This is a genomic window from Carboxydocella sp. ULO1 (assembly GCF_002049255.1).
In the GTDB taxonomy this organism is placed as follows: domain Bacteria; phylum Bacillota.
The window spans coordinates 115956-134245 of record NZ_BDLQ01000076.1 but is presented as its reverse complement, the minus strand read 5'-3'; the positions used below and the strand labels follow the sequence as shown (position 1 = coordinate 134245).

Annotated in this window: 23 protein-coding genes and 1 riboswitch; all 23 genes read left to right on the top strand. The window is 52.8% G+C overall.

Annotated elements, in window-relative coordinates; translation table 11 throughout:
• Positions 1-115 precede the first annotated feature (115 nt).
• The gene (locus ULO1_RS10065; RefSeq protein ID WP_078664699.1) at positions 116-937 is read left to right on the top strand and encodes an ABC transporter ATP-binding protein; all 822 of its coding nucleotides are present in this window, start codon (positions 116-118) and stop codon (positions 935-937) included.
• Entirely contained in the window at positions 870-1628 is a 759-nt protein-coding gene (locus ULO1_RS10060) for an ABC transporter permease (RefSeq protein ID WP_079933494.1), read from the top strand. Before ULO1_RS10065 ends, ULO1_RS10060 begins: the two co-directional genes overlap by 68 nt.
• 20 nt (positions 1629-1648) lie before the next feature.
• The gene (locus ULO1_RS10055; RefSeq protein ID WP_079906317.1) at positions 1649-2506 is read left to right on the top strand and encodes an ABC transporter substrate-binding protein; all 858 of its coding nucleotides are present in this window, start codon (positions 1649-1651) and stop codon (positions 2504-2506) included.
• Between the two features lie 215 nt (positions 2507-2721).
• Positions 2722-3387 carry a hypothetical protein gene (locus tag ULO1_RS10050; protein ID WP_078664696.1) on the top strand — a complete coding sequence of 222 codons (666 nt, stop codon included), beginning with the start codon at positions 2722-2724 and terminating at the stop codon, positions 3385-3387.
• Positions 3388-3433: 46 nt separating this feature from the next.
• A complete protein-coding gene (locus tag ULO1_RS10045; RefSeq protein WP_079906318.1) occupies positions 3434-4519 on the top strand; it encodes a transketolase C-terminal domain-containing protein in 1086 nt (361 codons plus the stop codon).
• Positions 4520-4550: 31 nt separating this feature from the next.
• Positions 4551-5303, top strand: a complete 753-nt coding sequence (locus ULO1_RS10040; RefSeq protein ID WP_078664694.1) for a thiamine pyrophosphate-dependent enzyme — start codon at positions 4551-4553, stop codon at positions 5301-5303.
• 4 nt (positions 5304-5307) lie between these two features.
• Entirely contained in the window at positions 5308-5874 is a 567-nt protein-coding gene (locus tag ULO1_RS10035; protein WP_078664693.1) for a 2-oxoacid:acceptor oxidoreductase family protein, read from the top strand.
• 18 nt (positions 5875-5892) lie between these two features.
• Positions 5893-6138: a ferredoxin family protein gene (locus ULO1_RS10030; protein ID WP_078664692.1), complete on the top strand. Its 246-nt coding sequence runs from the start codon at positions 5893-5895 to the stop codon at positions 6136-6138.
• 142 nt (positions 6139-6280) lie between these two features.
• Positions 6281-6610 carry a type II toxin-antitoxin system Phd/YefM family antitoxin gene (locus ULO1_RS10025; protein ID WP_078664760.1) on the top strand — a complete coding sequence of 110 codons (330 nt, stop codon included), beginning with the start codon at positions 6281-6283 and terminating at the stop codon, positions 6608-6610.
• A gap of 2 nt (positions 6611-6612) precedes the next feature.
• Positions 6613-6930, top strand: a complete 318-nt coding sequence (locus ULO1_RS10020; RefSeq protein ID WP_079933493.1) for a type II toxin-antitoxin system RelE/ParE family toxin — start codon at positions 6613-6615, stop codon at positions 6928-6930.
• Positions 6931-7181: 251 nt separating this feature from the next.
• Complete coding sequence (locus ULO1_RS10015) at positions 7182-8516, top strand: PhoH family protein (protein ID WP_078664690.1); 1335 nt, start codon at positions 7182-7184, stop codon at positions 8514-8516.
• Positions 8511-8646: riboswitch (molybdenum cofactor riboswitch) on the top strand. It overlaps the preceding gene by 6 nt.
• A 65-nt stretch (positions 8647-8711) precedes the next feature.
• A complete protein-coding gene (locus ULO1_RS14955) occupies positions 8712-8888 on the top strand; it encodes a hypothetical protein (protein WP_174182999.1) in 177 nt (58 codons plus the stop codon).
• Between the two features lie 9 nt (positions 8889-8897).
• A complete protein-coding gene (gene glp / locus ULO1_RS10010; protein ID WP_079933492.1) occupies positions 8898-10157 on the top strand; it encodes a gephyrin-like molybdotransferase Glp in 1260 nt (419 codons plus the stop codon).
• Positions 10158-10159: 2 nt separating this feature from the next.
• Positions 10160-11812, top strand: coding sequence for a molybdopterin-binding protein (locus ULO1_RS10005; RefSeq protein WP_078664688.1), 1653 nt, complete (start codon positions 10160-10162; stop codon positions 11810-11812).
• A gap of 1 nt (position 11813) precedes the next feature.
• Positions 11814-12794: a GTP 3',8-cyclase MoaA gene (gene moaA / locus ULO1_RS10000; protein WP_079906323.1), complete on the top strand. Its 981-nt coding sequence runs from the start codon at positions 11814-11816 to the stop codon at positions 12792-12794.
• A 43-nt stretch (positions 12795-12837) separates the two neighbouring features.
• On the top strand, positions 12838-13293 hold the full coding sequence (moaC, locus tag ULO1_RS09995) for a cyclic pyranopterin monophosphate synthase MoaC (RefSeq protein ID WP_242947935.1): 456 nt from the start codon (positions 12838-12840) through the stop codon (positions 13291-13293).
• Positions 13281-13721, top strand: a complete 441-nt coding sequence (locus ULO1_RS09990; protein WP_078664685.1) for an MOSC domain-containing protein — start codon at positions 13281-13283, stop codon at positions 13719-13721. Before moaC ends, ULO1_RS09990 begins: the two co-directional genes overlap by 13 nt.
• Positions 13714-14211, top strand: a complete 498-nt coding sequence (locus tag ULO1_RS09985; RefSeq protein ID WP_078664684.1) for a molybdenum cofactor biosynthesis protein B — start codon at positions 13714-13716, stop codon at positions 14209-14211. Before ULO1_RS09990 ends, ULO1_RS09985 begins: the two co-directional genes overlap by 8 nt.
• Before the next feature lie 104 nt (positions 14212-14315).
• A complete protein-coding gene (gene dinB / locus ULO1_RS09980) occupies positions 14316-15509 on the top strand; it encodes a DNA polymerase IV (RefSeq protein ID WP_079906325.1) in 1194 nt (397 codons plus the stop codon).
• The gene (locus tag ULO1_RS09975) at positions 15493-15822 is read left to right on the top strand and encodes a hypothetical protein (protein WP_143311930.1); all 330 of its coding nucleotides are present in this window, start codon (positions 15493-15495) and stop codon (positions 15820-15822) included. Before dinB ends, ULO1_RS09975 begins: the two co-directional genes overlap by 17 nt.
• A 108-nt stretch (positions 15823-15930) precedes the next feature.
• Entirely contained in the window at positions 15931-16605 is a 675-nt protein-coding gene (locus ULO1_RS09970; RefSeq protein ID WP_078664682.1) for a hypothetical protein, read from the top strand.
• A 108-nt stretch (positions 16606-16713) separates the two neighbouring features.
• A complete protein-coding gene (locus ULO1_RS09965) occupies positions 16714-17604 on the top strand; it encodes a DMT family transporter (RefSeq protein ID WP_079906327.1) in 891 nt (296 codons plus the stop codon).
• Positions 17605-17609: 5 nt separating this feature from the next.
• On the top strand, positions 17610-18290 hold a 681-nt coding region (locus tag ULO1_RS09960; protein WP_159446882.1), incomplete at its 3' end, for a PIG-L deacetylase family protein.

Genomic DNA, 18290 nt, shown 5'->3' with positions numbered 1-18290 from the left:
TCCTGTCGGGTTTTTTCTTTTTTCTCTTGACGCAGAAGGGGATTATCAGTAAAATGATACTAACCAAAAATATAAGAAAACATATCGAAATACTCGGATATAAGGGGTGAGGGAGATGCTGGAAATCTGCCAGGTCACTAAATATTTTCAGCACCAGGTGCTGGCTCCGGTGGATTTGCAAGTGGAACAGGGGGAATTCATAGCTTTTCTGGGGCCCTCGGGTTGTGGTAAATCCACTTTGCTGAATATTATCGCTGGACTGGAACAGCCGACCTCGGGGGAAGTGCGTCTGGACGGGCAGGTATTGACTGCTCCTGGACCGGAAAGGGGCATGGTCTTTCAGGAGCCCGGCCTGTTTCCCTGGTTAAATGTCCTGGAAAATGTGGCCTTTCCCCTGCGGCGGCAGGGGCTGACCGAGGCGGTGGCGCGAGAACGGGCCCTGGAGCTGTTGAAACTGGTCCATCTGAGCCGCTATGCCCACTCCTGGCCCCATGAATTATCAGGCGGAATGAAACAGCGGGTGGCCATCGCCCGGGCTCTGGCTCTCAATCCGCGGATTCTCTTGATGGATGAACCTTTTGCTGCTCTGGATGAACAAACCCGCATGGCCATGCATGTGGAACTGCAGGATATCTGGCAGCAAACGGGCAAGACAATCATCTTTGTTACCCATAATATCCGGGAAGCGGTGCGTCTGGCCGATCGTATTCTGGTTTTTGCCACCCGGCCGGGACGGATTAAAGCCGAGTTCAAAGTCCAGGCTCCTCATCCGCGGCTGGAAGGGGATGGACTGTTGTTGCAGCTGGAAAACCAGATCCTGCGTGAACTGCGGGAAGAAATGGAAAAAGTGTTGAAGGAGGAACTGGGGGATGACTACCATCTTAAGAAGAGTGGTTTTCCTTGGCATCCTGATCGGGATCTGGGCAGTTATATATAATCTGGAAGTGTGGCCAGATTTTCTTTTTCCTTCGCCAGGACAGGTGGTAAAAGCTCTTTGGACTGGCTTTGCTGATGGCACATTAGTTAAAGCAGTTGGCGTTAGCTTGCTGCGATTGATAGTTGGATATTTTCTGGCAGTGATTATAGGGCTGGCTCTTGGTTTATTAATTTGCAGTCATAAATGGTGGGAGGATACCCTGGGGGCTTTAATTATCGCTTTACAGAGTGTTCCCAGTATTGTCTGGCTACCCCTGGCTTTGCTCTGGTTTAAAATGGGGGAAGGAGCCATTCTATTTGTAGTTACTCTGGGCGGGGTCTGGACAATGACTATGGGTACGGTAGCTGGTATTAAAAACGTTCCTCCACTACTGGTTAGAGTAGGGAAAACCTTGGGGTTAAAGGGATTACCTCTTTTCTGGCGGGTGAAATTGCCAGCCTCTGTTCCCCATTTAATTACAGCTATGCGGCTAGCCTGGGCCTTCTGCTGGCGGGCTCTGCTGGCCGGGGAGCTAATCGGCACCGGGACAGGATTGGGCCAGGTATTGATGTGGGCCAGAGACCTGGGGAACATGGCTCTGGTACTGGCAATTATGGTGATAATTGCCCTTTTGGGAATGTTAACGGATAGTCTCCTGTTCCGTCGTCTGGAACAACGAGTAATGATGCGCTGGGGGTTAAACCGAGCATAGTTTTCAGGAGGTGAGGGTTAATGAAAAAATGGGTTTTTCTTCTGGGAATAGTTACCTTTTTATTTGGACTGGTCGGTTGTGGCAATCAAGCAACGGAGGAACAGAAAACTTTGAAGATCGGCTATTTCCCTAATATAACTCACGCACCTGCCATGGTAGGGATTGAAAAAGGATTATTTCAAAAATATATAGGCCGGGATATTAAGATTGAAGAAAGATATTTTAACCATGGTCAGGAATTGCTGGATGCTCTGGCAGTAGGGGAAGTGGACCTGGGCTATGTAGGCCCGGGACCGGTGGAACAACGGAGCAAACAAGGATTAAAGATAAAGGTCCTGGCTGAAGTAACCCGGGGAGGATCGGCTCTGGTGGTGCGACAGGGAGTAGATATCAAGGACATTAAAGACCTGGCCGGTAAAAAAGTCGCTGTCCCGGGTATTGGAAATACCCAGGATCAAATTCTGCGTAAATTATTGAATGATGCGGGACTGAAGTCGACCTATGAAGGCGGGGACGTGGAAATTCGCGCTCAAAAACCTGCAACCATCAGCGGGTTGTTTGTACAAAAACAGCTGGATGCAGCTCTCCTGGCTGAACCCTGGCCCAGTATGCTGGAAGCAAAAGGGCTGGCAAAGGTGATATACCAGGATGAAGGTGTAAGTGCTGTTATGGTAACTACTCCCGAAAAATATCAAGCCAAACAAGCTTTGATAGATAATTTTGTTAAAGGACATCAAGAAGCTGTGAAGGCAATCAAAAATATGCCGCCGCAAGAAACTGTTCAGCTGGTGGGGCGAAAAATCAAGGAAATAACTGGCTCGGAATTGCCTCCTGATATTTTGCAAAAAGCACTTAAAAAGCTAAACTTCGAGGACTGATGGTCTAACCATTAGTCCTCTTCTCTTTTTTGCCCCATGTATACCATATACTTTCTTGACCTGGACCATTATTAAAGTTATACTTAAACTAATGGTTCAAATAACTCTGGGACCATCATGTTTATGGGGGGACGTGAAGTGTCCCGGCAGGAACCTAATAGTTTGCGGCTTTTTGCGCAAACTAAATTTGATACCCACAACGGGGAGGTGGGGCGTTGGCGCGCATTGTCGAAGCCTATATTGGTGAATATGCCAGTGGCAAATCGGAAAACGCCGTTAACCGGGCTCTGGAGCTGGCGGCTCTGGGACGGCAGGTGACACTGGTGGACCTTGATCTGGTAGAGCCCTTTTATACTTTACGCCCCATTAAACAGGAGCTAAAAGAGCAGCAAGTGGATGTAATCGCCTGGGATACTGCCGAAACTATGGGTCTGGGCGAGGCTGGCTCGGTGATAAAACCGGAAATGCGCTGGGCTCTCTGGCGGCCGGGAGATATTATCCTGGACATCGGTTATGGGGTGGAGGGGGCCAAAACCCTGAATCTGGTGGAAGGGGCCCGGGAAAGCGAGGAGCTGCAAGTACTGGCTGTGATCAATGCCAGTCGACCCATGACTGCTGCGGTAGCCGATATCGTTCAGCATGTCCGGGAAATGGGAACTGTTCATGGCTTGATCAATAATACCCATCTGGGGGATGAAACCACCCTGGAAGTGATCGTAGAAGGTTTACGGCTGGTGGCTGAGGCAGCTGAAATTCTGGGTATGCCCATTGTTGCTACTTCAGTAGACGAGAAATTTCGCTCTGCTTTTCCGGAAGGCAGAGACCCTCTGGGAAACCCCGTGCGTTTTTTGCGAAGACTGATGCCGAAAGCCATGTGGTAAGGGTATAAACCCGCCCGTGGAGAAGTATACAGGAGGTGTAGGTTACATGGCTGAAAAGCCCATTCAAGGGGAGAAGAAAGCATTTATGACCGGTAATGAGGTCATCGCCTGGGCGGCCGTAGCTGCCAAAGCTGACATCATGTATGGTTACCCCATTACTCCCCAGAACGAAATCATGCATTACTGGACTCGTCTTGCTCCCAAGTATGACAAGAAATTCCTCCAAACTGAAGACGAATTATCTGCCGGTTTTACTACCATTGGCGGCGTGCTGGCGGGGAAAAAAGCCTTTACAGCTACTGCAGGCCCTGGTAATGTGTTGATGCAGGAACCCATGGCCATGGCAGAAATGATGCGCATTCCCACTGTCCTGATTGTCCAGCAGCGGGGTGGCCCGTCTACAGCTACCGTTATCTACTCCCAGCAGGAAGTCACTCTGACTACATATGGTGGTAACGGAGAAGGCTTCCGGATTGTATATGCTCCTGCCACTCACCAGGAGCTGTTCGACTACACCATCAAGGCCTTCAATACTGCCTGGACCTATCGCTGGCCCACCTTTGTGCTGGGGGATGGCTACCAGGCCAAGATGCGGGAATCAGTAGTTCTCTATGATCCCGAAGAAAGAGGTATCAAGCTGGTTGAACCCTATCCGTTTGTAGGTAAGGAAGGTTCCATCGGAGTTGACCGGCAGCCCAATCATATGCGCAATACCTACAACACCGAAGAAGAATTGTATGAAATCGTCATGAGCTATGCTGAGGAGTACAACCGGGTAGCACCGGAAATCATCGAATACGATGCCCGCGATTGTGAAGATGCCGATCTGGTCATCGTCTCCGCTGGCGTAGTTTCCCGGGCCGCTCTGGGGGCTTACCAGGCTTTGCGCGCTGCCGGGTATAAAGTTGGATATTTCCGGCCCATCACCCTGCGGCCTTTCCCGGAACAGCAGCTGAAAGAAGTAGCGGCCAAAACCGGCAAGCTGCTGGTAGTGGAATCCGCTCTGGGGCAGCTGGATAAGCTGGTCAAACAGGCTATTTACGGTATTAATACCCCCATTGAAGGCTTATTCAAGCCAGGGGTAGGTATCACTGCTGAAGAAGTTGAAGAAAAAGTTAAATCCCTGCTGTAGGTTCGGGTAGATAACGGAAGGAGGTTAAGCCATGTCCGTGGAATTGTTGCGTATGCCTAAATGCTGGCGGAAAGAATCCAAACCCCACAAGTTTTGCCCCGGTTGCGGTCACGGTGATGTGTTAAAGGCTCTGGGGGAAGCTATTGATGAACTGGGGATTCAGGATAGAGTAGTTTTCGGTTGTGATATCGGTTGCTCCCTGCTGGCCTGGGACTTTTTTGATGTAGATAGTGTACAGACCCACCATGGCCGGACAACTCCGGTGATGACCGGGATCAAACGGGCCCGCCCCGACCGGATTGTAGTTGCTTATATGGGGGATGGTGGCGGTTATGCCATCGGTTCTCAGCACCTTTTCAATGCTGCTGCTCGCAACGAAAATGTAACTGTTATCCTGGTCAACAACACCAACTACGGTATGACCGGTGGTCAGATGGCTCCTACTACCCTGCCGGGCCAGAAAACCGAAACCTCTCCTTATGGTCGCGATGTGGAAACCATGGGCTATCCCACCCAGGGTCCGGAGGCAGTGGCAGCTATTACACAGGATGGGGCATATGTGGCCCGGGGTACAGTAGCCAATATGCGGCAGCTGAAGGGCTTCATCAAGAAAGCCCTGCAAAACCAGATGGAAGGCAATGGTTTCTCCTTTGTGGAAGCTCTCTCTGGCTGTCCCACCAACTGGCGGACCAATGCCCGGGATACCTGGAACTTTATTGAAAAGGAAATGACCAAGTACTTCAAAGTAGGGGAAATCAAGACCCCGGCACAGAAGGAGGGCTAAGAATATGTCCAGCAAACTGGTGAAAATCGCTCTGGCCGGTGAAGGGGGCCAGGGGGTTCAATCCGTAGCGGAAATTATCGCTGAGGCCGCCAACCAGGCCGGGCGGGAAGCCCTCTATATTCCCAACTTCGGCGTGGAGCAACGGGGTGGCGTATCCATTGCCTTTTTGCAAATCGATGATGAAAAAATTGCTGCACCCAAATTCGTTAAAGGTGATATCGTAGTGGCTCTGAGCGACCGGGCAGTAGTTCGCACTCAGCAATATGTAGGGCCTAATACCCTGTTTGTTTATGATACATCTATCGAAGAGGTAGAAGAATACCTCCCTAAAAATGCTAAGAAAGTCATGGGCATTCCGGCTCTGGAAATTTCCAAAAACGAGTTGCACCCCCGGGTTTTCAATATCCTGATTATGGGTGCAGTTATCGGGGCAACCGGGGTGGTAACTTTAGAACAGGCTAAAAATGCTATTGAAAAGAAACTCGGTTACAAGTTTGAACAAAACCCCAAACTGAGAGACTTGAACTTCGCTGCCCTGGAGAAGGGCTATGCCCTGGCCCAGCAGGCTTAACCGAGGAGGGAAAAAACAGTGGACTACTTGAAGAAGGTTGAAATCCACGAAGGACAAAAAGGGCAGTGGGCCATTTTTCCGCGCCTTTGCAAAGGCTGTGGGTTGTGCATCGAAAAATGCCCGGTTTCCTGTATTTCCTGGTCCAAAACCCTGGGTGTATATGGGACTCCGGCCGTAGTGGCTGATATGGAAAAATGCATCCTCTGCGGCATCTGTCAGACCGTATGTCCTGATTGTGCCCTGTCAGTGGAAAAGAAAAAATAGGACGAAAAGCGAAAATCGCCCCCTGTGCAGGGGCGATTTTTATATTCTCCGGCAGGAGAGAAATATCAATAAAAATATTGACAAATTTATCAATCAAACATACAATATTTTCAGGAAGTCTATTATGAAAGGGGCTGATATTATGTTTGAAAAAATCACCGTAAGCAGGGTGTTAAATTCTCTAGTGCCAATTTCCAGGTTTAATAAAGGGGAGGCTAATAAAATCTTTGAAGAGGTCAGGGAAACGGGATTTAAGATTGTGGTGAAAAATAACACTCCGGCATGCGTGCTTTTAAAGCCTGAGCTGTATGAACAAATGCTTGAAGCTATAGAGGAGTACCGTCTGCTGCTGGAAGCCGAAAGGCGTATGGAAAAAGCCAAAGAGGATGATTTTATCCCTCAGGAAAAAGTTTTATCTGATCTTGGTATAATTAGCACGGATTTAGAAAATGTAGATGTGGAGATAGAATAACTATGTGGCAGGTAGAATACTTGAAAGAAGCAATCAAGGACTTGATGCGCCTTGACCACAGCCAGCGCTTACAGGTGCTAAAAGCCATTAACAAGGTTGCAAGTAACCCCTTGCCGCAGAACGAAGGCGGATATGGTATACCGCTAGGGAACAAAAATAGCATAAAACTTGCCGGTTACTTCAAAATCAAGTTAAAAAGGCTTGGCCTTCGAGTGGTATATAAGCTGGTAAGAGAAAAAGAGGTTATGAAGATTATTATTATTTCTGCCAGGGCAGATGATGAGGTTTACTTACTGGCACAGAAAAGAATAGACAAATAAAGGGACAGTAGTATAGCTTACTACTGTCCCTTTCAATCTTCAACCTCGAACTTCGAACGTCCTTAATCATGGAGAACTTATAGGGCAGCTTACGACCATCCATACGAGGATGTCGTATTTACAGTTATATTATAAGCTGTTTTTCGATAAGCGTAAAGATGGCGAAAAAAGAAATAATATTCAGGCAGGAAGGAAAAACTGCAGCTGATGGCGAATTTAACAGGAAATAGATACAGAAAGGGGTAGGCGGCTTGAAAAAACTCTTCATACTGGATACCAATGTTTTGCTGCATGATCCGCAATCCCTGTTTCGCTTTCAGGAGCATGAGGTGGTTTTACCCCTGCTGGTGATTGAGGAGCTGGATGAACAGAAAAGACGCATGGATGAGGTGGGGCGCAATGCCCGGCGGGTTGCCAAAGCTCTGGATCAGCTGCGCCAATCCGGTAAATTGCATGAAGGCATTCCCACTCCTGGTGGAGGGTTCCTGCGGGTGGAACTGGCCATCGATTTGCCCAAAATCCCGGAAATCAAAAGCCACAAAGCGGATAACTCCATCCTGGCTCTGGCCAAAATGTATGCTGACAAATATCCGGAACGGGAAGTTACCCTGGTGACCAAGGATATTTACCTGCGCATCAAGGCTGATGCCCTGGGCATCAAGACCGAGGATTACAAAACCGACCGGGTCAATGTGGAAGAGATGTACTCCGGTACCACTACCCTTAAGGTAGCAGGAGACCAGATTGATCGGTTCTATCAGGAGGGACAGCTGGTTGATTTCACCGGCGGGGAGCTGGTTGCCAACCAGTTTGTTACCTTGCTCTGTGAAGAGACGGGACAGTCTGCTCTGGGACGGTTTGACCATAGCAAAAAGGCGATTGTGCCTTTGCGCTATGGCAACAAAGATGCTTTTGGCATCAGAGCCCGTAACAAGGAACAGCGTTTTGCCATGGAATTGCTGTTTGATCCTAACATCAAACTGGTGACTCTGGTAGGCCAGGCCGGAACCGGTAAGACCCTGCTGGCTGTTGCCGCCGGTCTGGAACAGGTGGTAGAAACAGAGGATTACAAAAAATTGCTGGTAACCCGGCCCATCGTGCCCCTGGGCAATGATATCGGTTTTCTGCCCGGGGAGAAGGATGAGAAACTGCGTCCCTGGATGAGTCCCATTTATGATAATATCGAATATATACTGAGTGGAGTCAAAGAAGGCAAAAAGGAAAAGGACAGCAAACCTACCAGTATTGAAACCACTTTGCGCTATTTCAAGGAAAGGGGCCAGCTGGAGCTGGAAGCCATAACCTATATTCGGGGCCGCAGCATCCCTCATCAGTTTGTTATTGTGGATGAGGCCCAGAACCTGACCCCTCATGAAGTTAAAACCATTTTGACAAGGGTGGGAGAAGGTACTAAAATAGTCTTAACCGGTGATCCATTCCAGGTGGATCATCCTTATCTGGATTCCAATAGCAATGGCCTCACTTTTGTGGCCGAAAAATTCAAGGACCAGCCTATCGCCGGCCATGTGGTCTTCACCAAAGGGGAAAGGTCAGAGCTGGCTGAGCTGGCGGCAACCATAATTTAACTTATGTTCCGAGTCAAAGGACCTACAGGCTGTTTGCCCAAGGCCTTTGGCCAGAGCCATGCTTGAGGCTCGAGGGTAAAGGGGGAAACCCTTTTGCCTCCCGGTGGAAAGGAACAGTCTGCTGTGGATGGAAGGAAAACAGTCGGCTGACACCGGGAAGCCGGCTGTTTTATTTTGATCACAGGAGGGAGAAAGATGGACAAGGTAGAAAAATTGCGGCAATTATTAAAAGAAGCTGCGCCTGAAGGCAGAATCACCTGTGCCCAGGCCTGGGCTCTGGCGGAAGAGCTGGGCGTAGAAAAGGGACTGGTGGGGAAAATATGCAATGAACTGGGAATTCGTATTAAGGCCTGTCAGCTGGGCTGTTTCTAGGAGGTTTATATGGCTGAGTTCGGGAAGGTAATCACTGTGCCAGAGGCACTGGCCAGATTGGAACAACATTTGCAAGACTTTCGCCCTCGCCCGGAACGGGTGCCCCTGCTGGCAGCCCGGGGCCGGGTGCTGGCAGAAAAGGTAGTCAGTCCGACGGCAGTGCCGGGGTTTTACCGTTCTACCGTGGATGGTTATGCGGTGCGGGGAGCGGATACCTTCGGGGCTACGGAGGATTTGCCGGTCTTTTTGCCCCTGGTGGGGGAGGTCTTGATGGGACAGGCCCCTCCCGGGCCCCTGCCGCCCGGCAGTGCCATGGCCATCAGCACCGGTGGCATGTTACCTGAGGGGGCGGATGCCATTGTGATGCTGGAATATACGGAAATGGCACCGGGAATGGTGGCGGTACTGAAACCGGTAGCGCCGGGGGAAAATGTGGTGCGGCCGGGGGAGGATGTGACTCCTGGTCAGGAGGTATTGCCGGCGGGACGGCGCCTGCGGGCCCAGGATCTGGGGCTGCTGGCCGGGCTGGGCATCACCGAGGTTACGGTAGCGGTCAAACCCCGGGTAGCTCTGATTTCCACCGGAGACGAGATTGTGGCTCCTGAACAGGAACCGGGACCGGGCCAGGTGCGGGATATGAATTCCTATACCCTTTATGCCCTGGTGGACGAACTGGGGGGTGAACCCCGGCTGTATGGTGTTATCCGGGACCAGAAAGAGCAGTTGCTGGCGGTGGCCCGCCAGGCCCTGGAGGAAAATGATGTGCTGATCGTTTCCGGGGGCAGTTCGGTGGGAACCAGGGATGCTACCGGGGAAGTGCTGGCCTCCCTGGGGGAACCGGGGGTATTTGTGCACGGCATCTCGGTGCGGCCGGGCAAGCCCACTATTCTGGCCCGCTGTGGCCAGAAACTGGCGGTGGGTTTACCCGGACATCCGGTTTCGGCGATGGTGACTTTTGACCTGTTCCTGCGCCCCATTTTACGGGCTCTGCTGGGGCTACCCGCTCCTGCTCCCTACCGGGACCGGGAAGGCAGACTGACAGTCACTGCCCGGCTGGAGCGGAATGTCCTCTCCGGTCCGGCCCGGGAGGATCATGTGCGCTGTGCCCTGGAGTGGCGGGAGGGGGAATTGTGGGCAGTCCCCATTCTGGGCAAATCCAGCCTATTATCCACCATGGTCAAAGCCGATGGCATTTTGCGCATTCCTCTGGAACAGGATGGCATCAGTGCCGGGGAACTGGTCAGTATCGGCTTGTTTGAGGAGGGTTAAATTTGGGCAAGAAAGTCTATCTGGATAATTTACCGCGGCAGGAAACCCTGGCCAATTATCTGAGCCAGCTGGAGCAGGCAGGGGTAAGACCGCTGCTTCCAGAGCGGCTGGCGGTAGAACAGGCCCTGGGCCGGACGGTAGCCAGGGCCATTCGGGCCCAGCTGGCCAATCCCCATTATCCGGCTTCAGCTATGGATGGGTATGCGGTCAGAGCGGAAACCACCTTTGGGGCCAGCGAGACCAAACCGGCCCGGCTCCTGGTGGGGTCGGAGGCGGTTTATGTGGATACCGGGGATGTGATTCCCGCCGGTTATGATGCAGTGGTAATGATTGAACAGGCGACTCCCCGGGGAGAGTATGTGGAAATCAATGGGGCGGCTGCGCCCTGGCAGCACATACGCCTGGTAGGGGAGGATATTGCTGCCGGTGAAGTGCTGGCCTGGCCGGGGGATCGCATTACTCCATACCTGGCGGCGGCTTTGCTGGCTGCCAATGTAACTGAGGTAGAAGTACGGGCCCGGCCCCGGGTGGCCGTCTTCCCCACCGGTACGGAACTGGTGGAACCAGGGAGTAAAGTGAAGCCTGGGGATATCCTGGAATTCAATTCCCGTTTGCTGGCCGGTTTGATCGAGGAATGGGATGCAGTGGCAGAACGGCAACCCGCTCTGCCTGACGACTATGAGCTGCTCAAGGCCAGGGTGGCGGAAGCGGCAGCAAACTATGACCTGGTAGTCATCAATGCCGGCTCTTCTGCCGGTTCCGAGGATTTTACCGCCCGGGTGATTGCGGAACTGGGCACCCTGGTCAGTCACGGGGTAGCCATCAAGCCCGGCAAACCGGTGATTCTGGGCGAGGTTCAGGGTAAGCCGGTGATCGGTCTGCCCGGTTATCCCGTATCCGCGGCCCTTACCTGTGAACTTTTCGTGAAACCGGTGCTGGAACTGCTGCGGGGCGGGCAGTTGCCAGGGCGGGCGACGGCCCGGGCCCGCCTGGTCCGCAAGGTGGTATCTCCCCTGGGCCAGGAGGAGTTTGTGCGGGTTAAACTGCTGGCCCAGGAAGCGGAGCTGGTCGCTGTGCCCCTGGGCCGGGGAGCAGGAGCCATTTCTTCCCTGGTCCAGGCCGATGGTTTGCTGGTGGTTCCGCGCCTCAGTGAGGGCTTTGAAGCCGGGACGGAAGTGGAAGTCCAGCTTTTCCGCCCCCTGGCGGAAATCCAGGAACAGTGGTGGTTTGGCGGTACTTACTGGCAGCCCTTTGAAGAAAAGTTGCTGGAACTGGCTCAGCAAGGGCAAAAAGTGGGCTATTACCCCACCGGCTCCCAGGCCGGTTTTCTCGCCCTCAGCCGGGGGGAAGTTCATGGAACTCTCTGGGCGGGAGAACAGCCCCCGGCTGCTTTTCCCGCCCGGTTGCTGGGAAAACGGCTGATGGGCTGGGCTTACCGGGAGAGCGAGCCTGGCCCGGAACCGGGCAGGGAGGAGAGTCATCTCCTTAAAGGTGCGGCAGCAGTGATGGCGGGGCTGTGGCCCAGGGCCTGGTGCAGTCAGGAAGTGGCTGAACTTTATCAGTTGCAATTTAAACCGGTACAGGAGGAACAGGTCTGGCTTTTGGTACGGCCGGAAAAGGCCTTCCTGCTGGACCGCTGGGAAGGCGGGACCTGAGATGAAGGACACCTTTGAACGGGAAATTAATTATTTACGCATTTCCATTACTGATCGCTGCAATTTGCGCTGCCTTTACTGCATGCCGGCAGACGGAGTGGAGCTAAAGGAACATGAGGACATTTTGCGCCTGGAGGAAATCACTGAAATAGTGCGAGCCGGGGCGGCAGTAGGTATCAGCAAAATCCGCATTACCGGCGGTGAGCCCCTGGTCCGACGGGGTGTGGTGGAGTTTATCCGCCAGCTCAAGGCTATTCCCGGCATAGACGATATTGCCCTGACCACCAATGGGGTTTTGCTGGCTCCTCTGGCAGCAGAACTGAAAGCTGCCGGGTTAAACCGGGTAAATGTTTCCCTGGATACCCTGCGCTCTGACCGGTTTCGGGAACTGACCAGGGGGGGACAAATTGAAAAAGTCTGGGAGGGGCTGGCGGCGGCCCTGGAGCATGGTCTCACTCCTGTGAAGCTCAATATGGTAGTCATGCGCGGCTTCAATGATGATGAATTGTTTGATTTTGTGGAACTAACCAGGGAGCGGGAATTGCACGTCCGCTTTATCGAGCTGATGCCTATTGGCACGGCCGATGCCTGGGCCCATCAGCGCCGTCTGACGATGGAAGAGATTCTTTTGCAGCTGGGCCGTCGCTATACCTTAGAACCAGGGCCCAGGATTGCCGGCTGGGGACCGGCCCGCTATTATCAGGTGCCGGGTTACCGGGGGACGGTGGGATTTATCAGCCCCATCAGCCAGCATTTCTGTGGCACCTGTAACCGTCTGCGCCTGACAGCCGAAGGGATGCTCAGACCTTGCCTCCATGCCAGACGGGAAGTGGATATCAAAACCCCCCTCCGGCAGGGGGCCAGGTTCGAGGAACTGGTGGCAATTTTTCAGGATGTCATCGGCCAGAAGCCCCAGGCCCACAGCATGGGGGAAACGGGCTGGGGTGAAAATGAGCGCAAAATGTTTCAGATAGGAGGGTGAAGCGGTGGAACTGACCCATTTTGATTCCCAGGGCCGGGCGCGTATGGTGGATGTTTCTGCCAAGGAAGTGACCCGGCGGGAGGCGGTAGCCCGCGGGGAAGTACGAATGCACCCCCGGACCCTGGCTTTGATCAAGGAGGGGAAAATGGCCAAGGGGGATGTGCTGGCTGTAGCCCAGGTAGCGGGCATCATGGGTGCCAAGGCTACTGCCAGCCTGATTCCCATGTGTCATCCTCTTTTTATCAGCGGGGCGCGCCTGGATTTTCAGCTGGATGAAAACAATTCCCGGGTGCTGATCGAGGCCCGGGTCAAGACGGCCGGGCAAACGGGAGTGGAGATGGAAGCCCTGACGGCAGTAAGCATTGCGGCTCTGACCATCTATGATATGTGCAAGGCCGTGGACAAGGACATGGTTATCGGCGAAATTCGCCTGGTGGAAAAAACGGGGGGCAAAAGCGGCCACTATCTACGGGAAGGGGAAGAACAATGGGGAAAATAGTAGCAGTGTGTATCAGTGAGAAAAAAGGCATGCGCAAGAAAAATGTGGGTGCCGGGGAACTGGTGCCTGATTTCGGTCTGGCCGGAGATGCCCATGGCGGACCCTGGCACCGCCAGGTTAGCCTGCTGGCTCTGGAGAGCATTGAGAAAATGCGGCAGCTGGGACTGGAGGTAGGCCCCGGAGATTTTGCCGAAAACCTGACCACAGAAGGGATTGACCTGCTCAGCTTGCCGGTGGGCACCAAATTGCGCCTGGGTCCGCAGGCTGTGGCGGAGGTAACCCAGATCGGCAAAGAGTGCCACACCCGTTGCGCTATTTATTATCAGGCGGGGGATTGTGTCATGCCCAAAGAGGGGATTTTTGTCAAAATCCTGACCGGTGGTCCCATCAAGGTAGGGGACCAGGTGGAGGTGCTGCAGGATGGCTAAATTCACCTTTGCGGTGTTGACCGCCTCGGACAAAGGCTCCCGGGGGGAGCGCCAGGATATGAGCGGCCAGGTCATCCGGGAGCTGGTGGAAGAAATCGGCGGAGAACTGGCAGAATATCTGGTGATTCCCGATGAGCTGGAAGTAATTAAGGAAAAGCTGCTCTGGCTGGTAGATGAACGAGGAGTGGATCTTATTCTCACCACCGGTGGCACCGGGCTTGGGCCGCGGGATGTTACCCCCGATGCTACCCTGCAGGTGATAGACCGTCTGGTTCCTGGAATTGCAGAAGTGATGCGGATGGAAAGCCTGAAAAAAACCAGCCGGGCCATGCTGTCCCGGGCGGTAGCCGGGCAGCGGAAACGGTCCCTGATCATTAACCTTCCCGGCAGTCCCAAGGCAGTACAGGAATGCCTGGAAGTTATCCTGCCCGCCCTGCCCCATGGGATTGAGATTATGAAGGGACAAACAGGGGAGTGTGCCCGGCAATAAAACAGAGGTGCGAACCTCTGTTTTATTTTGGGGCTTGACAGAACAGATGTTCAAAAAGTATAATAGACCTGGGATGGAACATTTGTTCAGAGGAGGCGGTAGGATTGGAGCCCACTATTTTACTAATCGATATGAACGCCTTTTTCGCTTCGGTTCACCAGGCCCTGGACCCGGGCTTACGGGGTAAGCCGGTGGTGGTATGCGGGGACCGGGAGCAGCGGCGCGGGATTGTGCTGGCAGCATCCTATGAAGCTAAAAAATACGGGGTCAAAACGGGGATGACTGCCTGGGAGGCCCGAACCCTTTTGCCCCATGGTATCTATGTCCGTCCTGACTATGGCCAGTATCTGGCTTTCTCCCGCCGCATCCTGCAAATCATCCGGGAGTATTCGCCGCTGGTGGAGCCCTTTTCCATTGATGAAGCTTTTGTTGATCTCAAGGGGTGTGAGGGGTTGTTCGGGGATGTTCTGACAGTGGCCCGGGAGATGAAGCGGCGGATTCGGGAGGAAGTGGGGGTGACCTGTTCGGTCGGGATTGGGCCCAATAAACTGGTAGCCAAAATGGCGGCAGAACTGGAAAAACCCGATGGTTTAACTTTGCTGCGCGGGGAAGATGTGCCCCGGCGGCTCTGGCCCCTGCCGGTGCGGGAGCTATTTGGCGTGGGTAGCAGAACGGAGCGGAAATTGCAGGCTCTGGGCATCAAGACCATCGGTGACCTGGCCAATTTCCCGGTAGAGGTGCTGGAGCGGCGGTTTGGCATCATCGGGCGAGTATTACATATGTCAGCCAATGGTATTGATTACAGCCCGGTCAGTCCGGGGTCCCTGGAAACGGCCAAATCCATTGGCAATCAGATGACTTTGCCCCGGGACTATGCCAGTTACCGGGAGTTGAGGGCAGCGATTCTGGAACTGGCGGAAATGGTAGGGCGGCGGGTACGTCAGGGAGGATATGAAGGCAAAACCGTTTCCCTGACCCTGCGGGATAGTGAACTCCATTTTTATTCCTGGTCGGCCAGCCTCTGGGAATATTCGGATTTGACCGAGGATATTTACCGCCAGGCCTGCACTTTGCTGGAGCGCTACTGGCCGGAAGGGAAAAGGGTACGGCTGGTAGGAGTGGGCCTTTCTAAATTGCGCCCCAAAACCGCCTTGCAGCTGGATGTTTTCGGGGAAAAGCTGAAACTGGAGCGGTTAAACCAGACCTGTGATCTGATTCGGGAACGCTTTGGCCGTTACAGCATCATGCGGGGAGGGGCCTTGACTGAGGCGGGGATTCATTATGGACAGAGGGAATAAGCTGTGGGAGGGACATCGCATGTTATTGCCGGAAATGCGGGAACTGGTTATTCACGAACAGGCAGGCAAACCGCCCTGGAAAAGACTGGAGGAAGCGGACAGGGAAAAAATCAGGGGCCTGTTGCAGCAGGCCTGGCAGGAAGAAAAAGGCATCCGGATCATATATTACTGGCAGGGGCAGGCCAAAGAGTTGCTTTTTTCCTCCTTTCGCCTGCAGGGAGGGGTGCTGGAAGGGGTCACTCCCCAGAACAGGATACGGCGGCTCAGGGAACGATATATCATTGAAGTGCAACTGGTTGATTGGGAATGGTAATTAATGATATAAAAGAGTAATAAACCATGGAAATGGCAAGGTGAATTTGATAAAATACTGCTAAAAGGTGTAAAAGTAAACACAAAGGAAATAGAAGGAAGGAATAAAATGAAGAAGAAAAATGAAGGTATCAAATGTAATTATTGTGGGGAACTTTTCGGAAAGGTTGCCATCAAGAGGCATCTGGAGAAGTGTGAGGTTAGAAAAGAAAAAACTCAGCCCGGGGAAGAGGTGTATTATTGGGTCCAGGTTCAGGGTTACTATCAGAAAGAATATTGTATGTATTTGGATGTGTCTGCGAAAGCTTCTTTAAAGGATCTGGATCAGTTTTTAAGAGACAGGTGGCTGGAGTGTTGTGGTCATTTGAGCAGATTCAGAATTGAGGGCAAAATTTATGATTCAGACCCTGACCCAGATATCATGTTTGGAAGAAATAAGAGTATGAAAGTGAAGTTGAATGATGTTTTGTATGAAGGACTTGAATTTATACATGAATATGATTTTGGCTCAACTACAGTATTAAAATTAAAGGTAATATCAACAAAGACAGGAGCAAAGCGCAAAGAAAAAGTAATACTAATGGCCCGCAACCTTCCACCTGAGTTTGTTTGTGTAGAGTGTGGGAGACCGGCGGTTCAATTGTGCAGTTGCTGTATTTATAAAGAAGATGCCTTTTATTGTACTGAATGTGGCGAGGAACATGAATGTGGTGAGGATATGATGCTACCTGTAGTCAATTCTCCCCGGATGGGGGTTTGCGGTTATTGCGGGGAAAAAGGATGACATTAGGATTTTGTACTGGGTACAGGGAATGATATAATAGCTATTATAGAATGGTAACATGGTAGCATCCTAACAGGGGTGCTTTTTTCTTTACTGGAGGTGTAAGCATTGAACAAAAACCGTCTGGCCATGCTGATACTGGTGTTAACCAACCTGCTCTGGGGCGGTAATTTCGTTTTTGGCAAATTCCTGGTTAAAATGATTCCGCCCTGGACCCTGGCCGCTTTGCGCTGGACAGTAGCTTCCTTGATTTTGCTGCCCTGGGCCTGGTGGCAGGAAAAACTGGCCTGGCCCCAGGTACAAAAATACCGAAAGCATTTGCTGTTAATGGGGATAAGCGGGGTATTTTTGTTCAATTCCCTGGTGTATCTGGCCTTGAAGTATACTACTCCGACCAATGCAGCCTTGATCAGCAGTGCTAATCCGGTAGTGATCGCTGCCCTGGCCTATTTCCTGTTTCGGGAGAAGCTGAACCGCCGCCAGCTGCTGGGGCTGGGCCTGTCTCTCACCGGGGTGGTCTGGGTAGTGAGCCAGGGTTCCTGGCAGCGCTTGACCCGGCTGGGTTTGAACTGGGGCGACCTGACCATGGTGCTGGATTTGTTCATCTGGACAGTCTATATTTTCAGCAGCCGCCAGGTGATGAAGGAAATACCGGTATTGAGTGCCACCGCCTGGAGTACAGCTATTGGAACTGTGTTGCTCTATCCGGTGGCAGGCTGGGAACTGGGGCAAATCAATATCATGGCCCTGCCCTGGCAGCGGCCAGAGGTGATTACTGGCATCCTCTATATCGGGATTTTTGCTTCAGTGCTGGCCTTTATCGGCTGGAATAAGGGAGTACAGGGCCTGGGGCCGGCCCGGGCCGCTGTTTTTCTCAACCTGATACCGGTATTTGCTGCCCTCTTATCCTGGCTGGTCTGGCAGCAGCCCTTGCAACAGGCCCAGCTTATAGGTGGCCTCCTGGTAGCTGGAGGCGTCTATCTTACCAATCGGGGGTGAGGATGATGGCTACATTAATGTTTGTGCTGGCCCATCCGGATGATGAATCCTTTGGGGCCGGTGGCACCATTGCCCGCTATGCCCGGCGGGGACACCGGGTGGTGCTGGTGTGCGCTACCCGCGGGGAAGCGGGTAAATGCGGTGACCCACCTCTTTGTCGCCAGGAAGAATTGGGAGAAGTGCGGGAACGGGAACTGCGGGCAGCGGCTGAGGTGTTAGGAATCAGCCGGGTGGAGTTTTTGGGTTATCGGGATAAGGAGGTACTGCTGGCTAACCCGGCCGAAATTGTGGGGAAAATAGTGCAACTGCTCAAGGAAGAAAGGCCGGAAGTACTGGTGACCTTCGGGCCGGATGGCATCAGCGGCCATGTTGACCACCGGGCCATCAGTCATTTTGCCACCCTGGCTTTCTGGAGCCTGCCGGAGGAAGAGCGGCCGGCCCGTCTCTACTATTATGCCTGGGAGCAGGGAGTGCGGGAACATTTGCAGTTAAGACAGGCTTTGCCTTCTCTGCCGGTTACAACGGTACTGGATGTCGGGGAATGGGTGGAAGTGAAAAAACAGGCTCTGTTATGTCACCGTACCCAGCACCTGTCTCTGGAGCGGGTCTTTTTCAGCCTGACGGAGGAACAGTTGCAGAAAGCCCTATCCAAAGAGGGTTTTCACCGGGTGTGGCCGGTATGGACG

Bases quoted from the DNA above. Each gene is read 5' to 3' on its own strand.
- ULO1_RS10065 (WP_078664699.1), top strand. From the start codon at position 116: ATGCTGGAAATCTGCCAGGTCACTAAATATTTTCAGCACCAGGTGCTG.
- ULO1_RS10060 (WP_079933494.1), top strand. From the start codon at position 870: ATGACTACCATCTTAAGAAGAGTGGTTTTCCTTGGCATCCTGATCGGG.
- ULO1_RS10055 (WP_079906317.1), top strand. From the start codon at position 1,649: ATGAAAAAATGGGTTTTTCTTCTGGGAATAGTTACCTTTTTATTTGGA.
- ULO1_RS10045 (WP_079906318.1), top strand. From the start codon at position 3,434: ATGGCTGAAAAGCCCATTCAAGGGGAGAAGAAAGCATTTATGACCGGT.
- ULO1_RS10040 (WP_078664694.1), top strand. From the start codon at position 4,551: ATGTCCGTGGAATTGTTGCGTATGCCTAAATGCTGGCGGAAAGAATCC.
- ULO1_RS10035 (WP_078664693.1), top strand. From the start codon at position 5,308: ATGTCCAGCAAACTGGTGAAAATCGCTCTGGCCGGTGAAGGGGGCCAG.
- ULO1_RS10025 (WP_078664760.1), top strand. From the start codon at position 6,281: ATGTTTGAAAAAATCACCGTAAGCAGGGTGTTAAATTCTCTAGTGCCA.
- ULO1_RS10020 (WP_079933493.1), top strand. From the start codon at position 6,613: ATGTGGCAGGTAGAATACTTGAAAGAAGCAATCAAGGACTTGATGCGC.
- ULO1_RS14955 (WP_174182999.1), top strand. From the start codon at position 8,712: ATGGACAAGGTAGAAAAATTGCGGCAATTATTAAAAGAAGCTGCGCCT.
- glp (WP_079933492.1), top strand. From the start codon at position 8,898: ATGGCTGAGTTCGGGAAGGTAATCACTGTGCCAGAGGCACTGGCCAGA.
- moaA (WP_079906323.1), top strand. From the start codon at position 11,814: ATGAAGGACACCTTTGAACGGGAAATTAATTATTTACGCATTTCCATT.
- moaC (WP_242947935.1), top strand. From the start codon at position 12,838: ATGGTGGATGTTTCTGCCAAGGAAGTGACCCGGCGGGAGGCGGTAGCC.
- ULO1_RS09990 (WP_078664685.1), top strand. From the start codon at position 13,281: ATGGGGAAAATAGTAGCAGTGTGTATCAGTGAGAAAAAAGGCATGCGC.
- ULO1_RS09985 (WP_078664684.1), top strand. From the start codon at position 13,714: ATGGCTAAATTCACCTTTGCGGTGTTGACCGCCTCGGACAAAGGCTCC.
- ULO1_RS09975 (WP_143311930.1), top strand. From the start codon at position 15,493: ATGGACAGAGGGAATAAGCTGTGGGAGGGACATCGCATGTTATTGCCG.
- ULO1_RS09970 (WP_078664682.1), top strand. From the start codon at position 15,931: ATGAAGAAGAAAAATGAAGGTATCAAATGTAATTATTGTGGGGAACTT.